This is a genomic window from Streptomyces sp. NPDC005202 (assembly GCF_040608235.1).
Taxonomy (GTDB): domain Bacteria; phylum Actinomycetota; class Actinomycetes; order Streptomycetales; family Streptomycetaceae; genus Streptomyces.
In genome coordinates this window covers 27479-39820 of sequence record NZ_JBEXHW010000002.1, presented here as the reverse complement: position 1 = coordinate 39820, position 12342 = coordinate 27479, and the positions used below count along the sequence as shown (strand labels likewise).

The following is a 12342-nucleotide window of genomic DNA, read 5'->3' as shown; positions in this document are numbered from 1 at the left end:
CCATGCCACAGCTCACGAGCCGCAGAGGGCTGCTCTTCGGGACCGCCGCCGTCTCCGCCGGTGCCCTCCTCGCAGGTTGCACCAGCAACGAGCCCAAGGACGAGAAGTCGGCCGCCAACGACGGGCCGGCCGCCGACGACAAGCCCGGCAAGCACGTCACGATCGGCTTCGCCGGCCCGCAGGCCGACCACGGCTGGCTCAACGCGATCAACGACAACGCCAAGAGCCGCGCCAAGAAGTACCCGGACGTCACGCTGGAGATCACCGAGGGCTCCAACGACACCGCCGCGCAGATCGGCCAGATCGAGACGCTCATCAACAAGAAGGTCGACGTACTGGTCGTGCTGCCCGCCGACGGCAAGGCGCTCACCCAGGTCGGCCTGAAGGCGATGCGCGCGGGCATCCCGGTCGTGAACCTCGACCGCATCTTCAACACCCCGCAGGCCTACCGCTGCTGGATCGGCGGCGACAACTACGGCATGGGCCTCAACGCCGGTCACTACATCGGCGAGAAGCTCAAGGGGAAAGCGAACGCCCGCGTCGTCGAACTGGCCGGCCTGGACAACCTGGAGCTGACCAAGCAGCGCACCCAAGGCTTCGACGACGCGCTGAAGAACTACCCGAACATCAAAAAGGTGGGCCGCCAGGCCGCCGATTTCACCGTCGAGTCCGGGCAGGCAAAGATGGCCCAACTCCTCCAGGCTCAGCCGAAGTTCGACGCCCTGTGGAACCACGACGACGACCAGGGCGTGGGCGCGCTGCGCGCCATCGAACAGGCCGGACGGGACGACTTCCTGATGGTCGGTGGCGCCGGCGCGCTGTCCGCGTTCCAGGCCATCAAGCAGGACAACGGCGTCCTGAAGGCGACCGTCCTCTACCCGCCCACCATGGCCGCCTCCGCGATCGACCTCGCCCGCGCCCTCGGCCAGGGCAAGGGCGTCGGCGGACTCGCCGAATACGAGATCCCGGCGACGATCACGCTCTACTCGGCCGTCGTCGACAAGGACAACGTCGACCAGTACATGCCCACCGGCTTCAGGTGACACGTTCCGCCCGCACCCCCCACCACGGCGCACCACGACGAGGACGAGGAGGACCTTCCGCATGGGACAGCCGCAGCAGTCAGCAGACGCGGAGAGCGAGAAGCCGGACAGGGCCGGCGGCGAGGGCACGTCGGCCGGGCCCGGCGGTGCCGGCCATGTGCCGCTGTCCGTCGACAGGCCGCCGCTGCGCGTCGGCATGGTCGGCTACGCCTTCATGGGCGCCGCCCACTCCCAGGGCTGGCGCACCGTGGGCCGCGTCTTCGACCTGCCCCGGCGCCCCGTTCTCGCCGCGATCTGCGGCCGGGACGCGGCCGCCGTGCGCGCCGCCGCCGACCGGCACGGCTGGGCGGCGGCCGAGACCGACTGGCGCGCCCTGATCGCCCGGGACGACGTCGACCTCGTGGACATCTGCACCCCCGGCGACAGCCACGCCGAGATCGCGCTGGCTGCGCTGGCCGCCGGCAAGCACGTCCTGTGCGAGAAGCCCCTCGCGAACACCGTCGCCGAGGCCGAGGCGATGGCGCAGGCCGCCGAGGAGGCCGCTGCGCGGGGCCAGGTGGCGATGGTCGGCTTCAACTACCGCCGCGTACCGGCCACGGCGCTCGCCCGGAGGATGGTCGCCGAGGGCAGGCTCGGCACCCTGCGGCACGTGCGGGTGACGTACCTCCAGGACTGGCTGGTCGACCCGGACTTCCCGCTGACCTGGCGGCTGCGCAAGGAACTCGCCGGATCCGGCTCGATCGGCGACCTCGGGGCGCACATCGTCGACCTTGCGCAGTACCTGGCGGGGGAGCCGCTGGCCGGCGTGTCCGCGCTCACCGAGACCTTCGTACGGGTCAGGCCGCTGTCCGTGGCAGCCACCAGCGGCCTGACCGCGGTCTCGTCGTCCGGCACCGGACAGGTCACCGTGGACGACGCCGCCCTGTTCACCGGCCGCTTCACCTCCGGCGCCCTCGCTTCCTTCGAGGCCACCCGCTACGCCACCGGCCGCAAGAACGCCCTGCGCATCGAACTCAACGGCGAGCGCGGCTCGTTGGCCTTCGACCTGGAGCGCCTCAACGAGCTGTCGTACCACGACGGCACGGAGCCCGGCGCCCGGGCCGGCTTCCGCCGCATCCTCGTCACCGAACCCGACCACCCCTACCTGGACGCCTGGTGGCCGCCCGGCCACGGCCTCGGCTACGAGCACACCTTCGTCCACCAGGCCCGCGACCTGGTCCAGGCGATCGCCGAAGGCCGCAGGCCGGAGCCCTCCTTCGCCGACGGACTGCAGGTGCAGCGCGTCCTCGCGGCGGTGGAGGAGAGCGCCGAGAAGAACTCCGTGTACACCCCGATAGCGGTCTGAGGAGGCCGAGCCAGATGCCGCGCAGATTCACGCTCTTCACGGGCCAGTGGGCCGACCTCCCGCTTGAGGAGGTCTGTCGCCTCGCCCGCGACTTCGGCTACGACGGGCTTGAACTCGCGTGCTGGGGCGACCACTTCGAGGTCGGCAAGGCGCTTGCCGACCCGTCGTATGTGACCTCCCGGCACCAACTCCTCGACAAGTACGGCCTGAAGTGCTGGGCCATCTCCAACCACCTGGTCGGCCAAGCGGTCTGCGACGCCATCATCGACGAACGGCACCGGGCGATCCTGCCCGCCCGGATCTGGGGCGACGGCGATGCGGAGGGCGTACGGCAGCGCGCCGCCGCCGAGATCGCGGACACCGCGCGGGCAGCGGCAGCCTTCGGTGTCGACACCGTCATCGGGTTCACCGGCTCCGCCATCTGGCATCTGGTCGCCATGTTCCCGCCCGCCCCCGAGGCGATGATCGAACGCGGCTACGAGGACTTCGCCGAGCGCTGGAACCCGATCCTCGACGTCTTCGACGCCGAGGGTGTGCGGTTCGCGCACGAAGTCCACCCCAGCGAGATTGCGTACGACTACTGGACGACCCACCGCGCACTGGATGCAGTCGACCGTCGACCGGCCTTCGGCCTGAATTTCGACCCCTCGCACTTCGTGTGGCAGGACCTCGACCCGGTCGGCTTCCTGTGGGACTTCCGCGACCGGATCTACCACGTCGACTGCAAGGAGGCCCGCAAGCGCCTCGACGGACGCAACGGCCGCCTCGGCTCCCACCTGCCCTGGGGCGACCCGCGCCGCGGCTGGGACTTCGTGTCCGCCGGACACGGCGACGTCCCCTGGGAGGACGTCTTCCGCATGCTGCGCTCCATCGGCTACCAGGGCCCCGTCTCCGTCGAGTGGGAGGACGCCGGCATGGACCGGCTCCAGGGGGCGCCCGAGGCCCTGACCCGCCTCAAGGCGTACGACTTCGAGCCGCCGTCGGCCTCCTTCGACGCGGCGTTCGGCAGCTGACCTCTTCTGCCCTCCGGGATGACGGCGCATCCCGGCGCACCGCACCCGCCCGTACAACCGGCCCCATTCTGGAGGCATTCGTGCACGGGAACGACCGCACCACCAGCACCGGCAGAACCGAGATCCACAGACGACGCCCCTCCTTCCGCAAGGCACTCGCCCTGCTCAGCACCGCACTGCTGGCGGGCGCCACCCTCACCCTCACCACCCCCCGGGCCGGCGCAGTCGTCGCCGACCCGGCAGCCGCCCCGGCGGCGTCCGCCGCCGAGGACTTCCAGCAGGTCACGCTCGCCAAGGGCGCGGCGGAGGTCGGCGAGCCCATGTCGCTGGCCGTCCTGCCGGACCGCTCCGTCCTGCACACCTCGCGCGACGGCGAACTCCGCATCACCGACGCGGCCGGCAACACCAGGCTCGCGGGCAAGCTCGACGTCTACTCCCACGACGAGGAAGGCCTCCAAGGCGTCGGCGTCGACCCGGACTTCACCAGCAACCGCTTCATCTACCTCTACTACGCGCCCCCGCTGAACACCCCCGCCGGTGACGCCCCCGAGACCGGCACCGCCGCCGACTTCGCGCCCTTCGACGGCGTCAACCGCCTCTCCCGCTTCGTCCTGAAGACCGACGGCACCCTCGACGCGGCGAGCGAGAAGAAGATCCTCGACGTCCCGACCACCCGAGGCCTGTGCTGCCACGTCGGCGGCGACATCGACTTCGACGCGGCGGGCAACCTCTACCTGTCGACCGGCGACGACACCAACCCCTTCCAGTCGGACGGCTTCACCCCCATCGACGAGCGGCCCGACCGCAACCCGGGCTTCGACGCCCAGCGTTCGGCCGGCAACACCAACGACCTGCGCGGCAAGATCCTGCGCATCAAGGTGAACGCCGACGGCTCGTACTCGATCCCCGACGGCAACCTCTTCCCGCCGGGCACCGACAGGACACGGCCCGAGATCTACGCCATGGGCTTCCGCAACCCGTTCCGCTTCAGCGTCGACAAGAAGACCGGCATCCTCTACGTCGGCGACTACGGCCCCGACGCGGGTGCCGCGGATCCGAAGCGCGGACCGGCCGGCCAGGTCGAGTTCGCCCGCGTCACCGGGCCCGGCAACTTCGGCTGGCCGTACTGCACGGGCGCCAACGACGCCTACGTGGACTACGACTTCGCGACGAAGACGTCCGGCGCGAACTTCGACTGCAACGCGCCCAAGAACACCTCGCCGCACAACACCGGCCTGACCGACCTGCCCCCGGCGCAGCCCGCCTGGATCCCGTACAACGGCCCGTCCGTGCCCGAGTTCGGCGACGGCTCCGAATCCCCGATGGGCGGCCCGGTCTACCACTACGACGCTTCGCTCGACTCGCCGGTGAAGTTCCCGCAGAGCTACGACGGGAACTTCTTCGCCGGGGAGTTCGGCCGCCGCTGGATCAAGCGGATCGTGAGCGACGCCGGCGGCACCGTGCAGTCGATCAACTCCTTCCCCTGGACCGGCACGCAGGTGATGGACATGGCCTTCGGGCCGGACGGGGCGCTGTACGTACTCGACTACGGCACCGCCTGGTTCGGCGGCGACGACAACTCGGCCCTGTACCGCATCGAGAACGCGACCGACGGCCACTCGCCGGTGGCGCAGGCCGCGGCCGACCGCACCTCGGGCCAGGCCCCGCTGAAGGTGCGTTTCTCCTCCGCGGGGACGAGCGACCAGGACGGCGACGCCCTCACCTACAGCTGGGACTTCGGCGACGGCGGGACCTCGACGACGGCCGACCCGACGCACAAGTACCAGAAGAACGGCACGTACACGGCCACGTTGACGGCGAAGGACCCCTCCGGCCGTACGGGCAGCGCAAGCGTGCAGATCGTGGTCGGCAACACCGCTCCCAAGGTGATGCTGCAACTCCCGCTCGACGGCCAGCTGTTCGACTTCGGTGACGCGATCCCGTTCAAGGTGAAGGTCACCGACCCGGAGGACGGGGCGAACGTCGACTGCTCGAAGGTGAAGGTCACCTTCATCCTCGGCCACGACACCCACGGCCACCCGCTGACCTCCGCCAACGGCTGCTCCGGCACCATCCGGACCAGCGCCGACGGAGGCCACGACGAGAACGCCAACATCTTCGGCGTCTTCGACGCCGAGTACACCGACGGCGGAGGCGGTGGCCAGGCCCCGCTCACCTCGCACGACCAGAACGTCACCCAGCCCCGGCACCGTCAGGCCGAGCACTTCGGCAACGGCTCCGGCGTCTCCGTCGTGACCAAGGCGAGCGCGCACGGCGGCAAGACGGTCGGCGACATCGACAACGGCGACTGGATCTCCTTCACGCCGTACGCCCTGGGCAACGCCCAGAAGATCACGGCGCGCATCGCCTCGGGCGGCGCCGGCGGCACCCTCGAGGTCCGCGCGGGCTCGTCGACCGGCACCCTGCTCGCCAGGGCGACCGTGCCGGTGACCGGCGGCTGGGAGAACTTCCAGGACGTCACCGCCGACATGTCCCGCGCACCGCGCGGCACGACGACGCTCTACCTGGTCTTCAAGGGGAGCACCGGCAACGGCGCCCTGTTCGACGTCGACGACTTCACCTTCACGACGGGCTGAGGGGAGGACACGTGATGCGCTCAACCGCTCGACTGGCGACCGCGGTCGTGGGAGCGGCGCTGCTGCTCGGCTGCGTGTCGGGGCCCGCCGCGTCGCACAGCGGAGACGGTACAACGCACACCGAAACCGGCAGATCGCATACCGCGGACGGCAAACGGGTGCTCGTCTTTACCAAGACGGCCGGCTTCCGGCACGACTCGATCCCCGACGGCATCGCAGCGGTGAAGCAGCTCGGCGAGACGGGCGGCTTCACGGTCGACGCGACGGAGGACGCGGGCGCCTTCACGACCGCGAACCTACGGCGGTACGACGCGGTGGTGTTCCTGTCCACGACGGGAGACGTGCTCGATCCGCCGCAGCAGAAGGCCTTCGAGAGCTACATCCGCCACGGCGGCGGCTACGTCGGCATCCACGCCGCCGCCGACACCGAGTACGACTGGGGCTTCTACGGCGGCGTCGTCGGCGCGTACTTCCAGTCGCACCCGGCGATCCAGCCGGCGACGGTGAACGTCGAGGACCGCGCCCATCCGGCCACCTCGGGACTGGGCCCGACGTGGGACCGTACGGACGAGTGGTACAACTACCGCTCCGATCCCCGGGATCGCGTCCACGTCCTGGCCTCGCTGGACGAGTCGTCGTACACCGGCGGCACGATGAACGGCGACCATCCGATCGCCTGGTGCCAGGCCTACCAGGGTGGCCGCGCCTTCTACACGGGCGGCGGTCACACCAAGGAGTCCTACACCGAACCGGCCTTCCGCCGGCACCTGTTGGGCGGGCTTCGGTATGCGATCGGCGATGTCCGGGCGGACTGCCGACCCGAGAACGGCTACCGTCCGCTCTTCGACGGCACGGCCGGTTCGCTGGACGGCTGGAAGCAGGCGGGCCCCGGCTCCTTCGCCCTGGACGACGACGGCACCCTGACGTCGACGGGCGGCATGGGCCTGCTCTGGTACGCCGCGTCGGGCTTCACCTCGTACTCACTGAAGCTCGACTGGAAGGTGGCCGGTGACGACAACTCCGGTGTCTTCGTGGGCTTTCCGCCGTCCGACGACCCGTGGTCGGCCGTCGACAGCGGCTACGAGATCCAGATGGACGCCACGGACGTCCCCGAGAAGACCACCGGGGCCGTCTACGGCTTCCAGTCCGCCGACCTGAAGAAGCGCGACCGTGCGCTGAACCCGCCGGGGGAGTGGAACACGTACGAGATCCGCGTGGAGGGCGAGCGCCTCCGCGTCTGGCTCAACGGCGTGAAGATCAACGATTTCACCAACACCGACCCGGCCCGGAGCCTGCGCGACGGACACATCGGCATCCAGAACCACGGGGCCGACGACCAGGTGTCCTTCCGCAACATCCGGATCAAGGAACTGCCCGCGAAGGGCGACTGAGCGGCGGCGGGCGGGGGACGCCGGACTCCCGCCCGCCGTCCACCCGACTTCTCGTCCGGAGTTCGCGTACGCCAAGGAGGCTGCCCATGTCCGTGTCCGTCTCCCCACCCCGCGTCGGCGTCTGGCTGGTCGGGGCCCGCGGCTCCGTCGCCACGACGGTCGTCGCCGGGTGCGCCGCCGTCACCGCGGGCCTGCACCCGCCCACCGGCATGGTCACCGAGACGCCCCTCTTCGCCGACTCGCATCTGCCCGCCCTGTCGTCCCTGGTCTTCGGCGGTCACGACACCGCGGACTGTCCGCTGCCCAAGCGCGCCGAGGCACTGACGGCCGGGGGCGTGCTGCCCCACGGAGTCGCAGCCGCCATGGCGGCTGAACTCGCCGCGGCCGACAGGGAGATCAGGCCGGGCGGCCCCGTTCCCGGCGACACACGGGACGAGGAGCAACTGATCAGCGCATACGCCGCGGACATACAGGACTTCGTACGGCGGTGCGGGCTGGCGCGGGCGGTGGTGGTGAACGTGGCGTCCACCGAACCCCCGGTTAGGGCCGGCGCACTGCCGCCGAGCTCGCTGTACGCGGCGGCCGCCCTGCGCGCGGGCTGCCCGTACGTCAACTTCACCCCGTCGACGGGCCTGCACCACCCGGCGCTGGCGTCGGCGGCGGCTGACGGCGGTCTGCCCCACGCGGGCCGCGACGGCAAGACGGGCCAGACGCTGCTCCGCTCGGTCCTGGGCCCCATGTTCGCCCAGCGCGCGTTGGCGGTGCGGGCCTGGTCGGGCACGAACCTGCTGGGCGGCGGCGACGGTGCCGCTCTGGCCGACCCGGGCGCGGCGGCCGCCAAGAACGCCGGCAAGGAACGCGTCCTGACCGACACCCTAGGCGCCACGCCCGAGGGAGAGGTCCACATCGACGACGTTCCCGCGCTCGGCGACTGGAAGACCGCCTGGGACCACATCGCCTTCGACGGCTTCCTCGGCACCCGCATGGTCATGCAGACCATCTGGCAGGGCTGCGACTCGGCTCTGGCGGCGCCGCTCGTCCTCGACCTGGCCCGGCTGGTCGCGCGCGCCCACGAGGCGGGGCTGTCCGGCCCGCTGCGCGAACTGGGCTTCTACTTCAAGGATCCGGTCGGCGAGGGGCCGTCGGGACTGGCGGAGCAGTACGCGGATCTCGAGGGGCTGGCGCGGCGACTGCGGGCGCGGGGCCGGCAGACGGGGGAGCGGCGGTGAGCCGGGGCAGGGGCGACGCCAGGAGGCCGGCCGGCATACGAGCCTGGGCCGAACTGCTCCGCCTCCCGGCCCTCTTCACCGTCCCCGGCGACGCACTGTCCGGCGCGGCCGCGGTCTCGGCGCGCCCTGACTCCCGCACGCTGCTGGCCATCGGCTCCTCCCTGTGCCTGTACGAGGCGGGCATGGCCCTCAACGACTGGGCCGACCGCGCCGAGGACGCGGCGGAACGCCCGCACCGCCCCCTCCCCTCGGGCCGCATCCACCCCACCGCGGCCCTCACGGCAGCCTGTGCCTTCACGGCGGCGGGCCTGGCCCTGGCCTCGCGCGCCGGCCGCCCCGCGCTGGCGGTCGCCGCTCCGCTTGCGGCCACCGTCTGGGCGTACGACCTGGCCCTGAAGCGCACCCCGGCCGGCCCGTTCGCCATGGCGGCGGCCCGTGGCCTTGACCTGCTGCTCGGCGCCGCGGCCACCGCGGGCCGCACCCGAGCAGCGCTCCCGTCGGCCGCCCTCCTCGGCACCCACACCCTCGCGGTCACGGCAGTGTCGCGCCAGGAAACCAGGGGCGGCTCACCCCTGGCACCCCTGGCGGGGCTGGCCACGTCCGCCGCGCTGACCGGCCTGCTGAGGCGTCGTCGCACGTCCGCCCACCGCACCGCGGGGGAGGCGCCGAGCGGAGCCGTCACCACGGGAGCCGCGCCCGAGGGAGGGCAAGCCCGCACCCCCCAAGGCGTCGTACGGGGAGCCCTCACGCCGGGAGGCGCCCTACCCGCACTCCTCACCACCGCCTATGCCACCACCTCCACCCGCCCCTACTTCCACGCCACCCTCAACCCCTCACCCCCGCTCGTCCAACGAGCCGTCGGCGGCGGCATCCGCGCCACCATCCCGCTCCAGGCCGCGCTGTCCGCCCGCTCCGGCGCCCCCGTCAGCGCGCTGCTCACCGTGGTCCTGGCCCCGCTCGCCCGGACGTTCGCGAGGAGGGTGAGCGTCACATGAGCCCCCAGGCACCCGCACGCCGAAATGTCCCGGCCCCTGACAAGGCCGCCCGCTCCACCCCCCTCCGCTTCGGCTACGGCACCAACGGCCTCGCCGACCTCCGCCTCGACGACGCCCTCGGCCTGCTCGCCGACCTCGGCTACGACGGCGTCGGGCTGACCCTCGACCACATGCACCTCGATCCGCTCGCCCCCGACCTCGCTGCCCGCACCCGCCGGGTCGCGCACCGGCTGGACGCGCTCGGCCTGGAGGTCACCGTGGAGACGGGCGCCCGGTATGTGCTCGACCCGCGCCGCAAACACGGCCCGTCCCTCCTGGACCCGGACCCGGACGACCGCGCCCGGCGCGTCGACCTGCTGCTCCGGGCCGTGCAGGTGGCCGCCGACCTCGGCGCCCACGCCGTGCACTGCTTCAGCGGCATCACTCCGCCGGGTACCGGCGAGGACACGGCGTGGAAGAGGCTGGCCGAGGCACTCGGCCCCGTCCTGGACGCCGCCACCGCCGTCGGCATCCCCCTCGCCGTCGAACCCGAACCCGGTCACCTCCTCGCCACCCTCGCCGACTTCCACCGCCTCCGCCGCGACCTCGGCGACCCCGAGTACCTCGGCCTCACCCTCGACATCGGCCACTGCCGGTGCCTCGAACCCCTCCCTCCCGCCGACTGCGTCCTGGCCGCCGCTCCCTGGCTGCGCCACGTCCAGATCGAGGACATGCGCCGCGGCGTCCACGAACACCTCCCCTTCGGGGACGGCGACATCGACTTCCCTCCCGTCCTTAAAGCCCTGGCCGCCACCGGCTACCGGGGCCTGACCGTCGTGGAACTGCCCCGCCACTCCCACGCCGGCCCCCACTTCGCCGAACTCTCCCTCCCGTTCCTCCACCGGGCAGCGGCGACCGCCCTACCGCCCTGCGAATACCGGCTCCAGCCCACCTTGGCCGCCCCGCCCGTCCCTCCCGCGCGCGCCGGGCAGCCCGTCCCTCCCGCGCGCGCCGGGCAGCCCGTCCCTCCCGCGCCCGCCGGGCAGCCCGTCCCTCCCGCGCCCGCCGGGCAGCCCGTCCCTCCCGCGCCCGCCGGGCAGCCCGTCCCACCGGACACCCTGCCCGTCGCCCCACCCCCCGGCGAGCCTCCCGCCACCCCCGAAGGGAGCACCCGATGACCCACCCGCACGGCACGCCCAAAATCCCCGCGGCCGGCACCGCCCTCGCCCTCACCCCGCTGGACGAGCTGTACGCCCACCTGGGCGCTCGCCTCGGCGGAGCCGCCCGTGCCTGGCTCGACACGGCCCTGGACGAGGCCGCCGCCCACCCCGGCATGCACGGGCCGATCTCGGTGTGGGAGTTGCGCCTCGCCGAGGCGGGCCGCCGCTGCGGTCCCGCCGACACGGACGCCGCCCGCGTCCTCATCCTGCACGCGGCCCGCGCCGATGTGGACGCCCTCACCCGCGTCTACCGTCAGGGCACCGCCGACGAGCGCCGCGCCGTCCTGCACGCCCTGCCGCACATCGTGTCCGGCCCCGACGCCCTCCCGCTCGTCGAGGACGCCCTGCGAACCAACGACACCCGGCTCCTCGCCGCCGCGGTCGGCCCGTACGCCGCCCGGCACCTGCCGCCCCACCCCTGGCGGCACGCCGTCCTGAAGTGCCTGTTCACGGGCGTGTCCGTGGACAGCGTGGCGGATCTTCGCCGCCGCGCCCGCGGGGATGCCGAACTCGCCCGCATGCTCGGCGACTACGCGGCCGAACGCACCGCCGCGGGCCGTCCCGTACCCGAGGACCTGCACCGCGTCCTGGCCCTGACCGAGTCCGCAACCCCACCGCACGACCCGGTCGACCCCCACGGCAAGGAGTCCTGATGCGCATCTTCGACCCCCACATCCACATGACGTCCAGGACCACCGACGACTACGAGGCCATGCACGCCGCTGGCGTCCGCGCCGTCGTCGAGCCCTCCTTCTGGCTCGGCCAGCCCCGCACCTCGCCCGCCTCCTTCCTCGACTACTTCGACTCGCTCCTCGGCTGGGAACCCTTCCGCGCCGCCCAGTACGGCATCGCCCACCACTGCACCCTCGCCCTGAACCCGAAGGAGGCGAACGACCCGCGCTGCGTCCCCGTCCTCGACGAACTGCCCCGGTATCTCGTCAAGGACCAGGTCGTCGCCGTCGGCGAGATCGGCTACGACTCGATGACGCCCGCCGAGGACGCCGCCCTCGCCGCCCAGCTGCAGCTCGCCGCCGAGCACGAACTGCCCGCGCTCGTCCACACCCCGCACCGCGACAAGCTCGCCGGCCTGCGCCGCACCCTCGACGTCGTCCGGGAGTCGGCGCTGCCCCCGGACCGCGTCCTGGTCGACCACCTCAACGAGACCACCGTCAAGGAGGCCAAGGACAGCGGCTGCTGGCTCGGCTTCTCCGTCTATCCCGACACCAAGATGGACGAGGAGCGGATGGTTGAGATCCTGCGCGCATACGGGCCCGAGCAGGTGCTGGTGAACTCCGCCGCCGACTGGGGCCGGAGCGACCCCCTCAAGACCCGCAAGGTCGGCGACCTCATGCTCGCCGAGGGCTTCAACGACGACGACGTCGACCAGGTGCTGTGGCGCAACCCGGTCGCGTTCTACGGGCTCAGCGGCCGCCTGAGCCTCGACGTGGCCGCGACGGAGGCCACCCACGAGGGCAACTCCGTTCTGCGCGGCACCCCCGAGGACGGCGCCGCCACCCCGGAGGCGTGAGC

The 12342-nt window shown here is 72.3% G+C and carries 10 protein-coding genes; all 10 read left to right on the top strand.

Annotation, left to right across the window (positions count from 1 at the left end):
* Positions 1-2 precede the first annotated feature (2 nt).
* Complete coding sequence (locus tag ABZV31_RS03830) at positions 3-1043, top strand: substrate-binding domain-containing protein (RefSeq protein WP_355887706.1); 1041 nt, start codon at positions 3-5, stop codon at positions 1041-1043.
* Between the two features lie 61 nt (positions 1044-1104).
* Positions 1105-2388 carry a Gfo/Idh/MocA family oxidoreductase gene (locus ABZV31_RS03825; protein WP_355887703.1) on the top strand — a complete coding sequence of 428 codons (1284 nt, stop codon included), beginning with the start codon at positions 1105-1107 and terminating at the stop codon, positions 2386-2388.
* Positions 2389-2402: 14 nt separating this feature from the next.
* Complete coding sequence (locus tag ABZV31_RS03820) at positions 2403-3401, top strand: sugar phosphate isomerase/epimerase family protein (protein ID WP_355887701.1); 999 nt, start codon at positions 2403-2405, stop codon at positions 3399-3401.
* 80 nt (positions 3402-3481) lie between these two features.
* A complete protein-coding gene (locus tag ABZV31_RS03815) occupies positions 3482-5998 on the top strand; it encodes a PQQ-dependent sugar dehydrogenase (RefSeq protein WP_355887699.1) in 2517 nt (838 codons plus the stop codon).
* Positions 5999-6012: 14 nt separating this feature from the next.
* Positions 6013-7389, top strand: a complete 1377-nt coding sequence (locus ABZV31_RS03810) for a ThuA domain-containing protein (RefSeq protein WP_355887696.1) — start codon at positions 6013-6015, stop codon at positions 7387-7389.
* A gap of 86 nt (positions 7390-7475) precedes the next feature.
* Positions 7476-8618 carry an inositol-3-phosphate synthase gene (locus tag ABZV31_RS03805; RefSeq protein WP_355887693.1) on the top strand — a complete coding sequence of 381 codons (1143 nt, stop codon included), beginning with the start codon at positions 7476-7478 and terminating at the stop codon, positions 8616-8618.
* Positions 8615-9613: an SCO3242 family prenyltransferase gene (locus ABZV31_RS03800; RefSeq protein WP_355887690.1), complete on the top strand. Its 999-nt coding sequence runs from the start codon at positions 8615-8617 to the stop codon at positions 9611-9613. The genes ABZV31_RS03805 and ABZV31_RS03800 overlap by 4 nt, the downstream gene beginning before the upstream one ends.
* Positions 9610-10770: a TIM barrel protein gene (locus ABZV31_RS03795; protein WP_355887688.1), complete on the top strand. Its 1161-nt coding sequence runs from the start codon at positions 9610-9612 to the stop codon at positions 10768-10770. The genes ABZV31_RS03800 and ABZV31_RS03795 overlap by 4 nt, the downstream gene beginning before the upstream one ends.
* Complete coding sequence (locus tag ABZV31_RS03790; RefSeq protein WP_355887685.1) at positions 10767-11465, top strand: EboA domain-containing protein; 699 nt, start codon at positions 10767-10769, stop codon at positions 11463-11465. The genes ABZV31_RS03795 and ABZV31_RS03790 overlap by 4 nt, the downstream gene beginning before the upstream one ends.
* On the top strand, positions 11465-12340 hold the full coding sequence (locus tag ABZV31_RS03785; RefSeq protein ID WP_355887683.1) for a TatD family hydrolase: 876 nt from the start codon (positions 11465-11467) through the stop codon (positions 12338-12340). The genes ABZV31_RS03790 and ABZV31_RS03785 overlap by 1 nt, the downstream gene beginning before the upstream one ends.
* The last annotated feature ends 2 nt before the right edge of the window (positions 12341-12342 follow it).

Bases quoted from the DNA above. Each gene is read 5' to 3' on its own strand.
- ABZV31_RS03830 (WP_355887706.1), top strand. From the start codon at position 3: ATGCCACAGCTCACGAGCCGCAGAGGGCTGCTCTTCGGGACCGCCGCC.
- ABZV31_RS03825 (WP_355887703.1), top strand. From the start codon at position 1,105: ATGGGACAGCCGCAGCAGTCAGCAGACGCGGAGAGCGAGAAGCCGGAC.
- ABZV31_RS03820 (WP_355887701.1), top strand. From the start codon at position 2,403: ATGCCGCGCAGATTCACGCTCTTCACGGGCCAGTGGGCCGACCTCCCG.
- ABZV31_RS03810 (WP_355887696.1), top strand. From the start codon at position 6,013: ATGCGCTCAACCGCTCGACTGGCGACCGCGGTCGTGGGAGCGGCGCTG.
- ABZV31_RS03805 (WP_355887693.1), top strand. From the start codon at position 7,476: ATGTCCGTGTCCGTCTCCCCACCCCGCGTCGGCGTCTGGCTGGTCGGG.
- ABZV31_RS03795 (WP_355887688.1), top strand. From the start codon at position 9,610: ATGAGCCCCCAGGCACCCGCACGCCGAAATGTCCCGGCCCCTGACAAG.
- ABZV31_RS03790 (WP_355887685.1), top strand. From the start codon at position 10,767: ATGACCCACCCGCACGGCACGCCCAAAATCCCCGCGGCCGGCACCGCC.
- ABZV31_RS03785 (WP_355887683.1), top strand. From the start codon at position 11,465: ATGCGCATCTTCGACCCCCACATCCACATGACGTCCAGGACCACCGAC.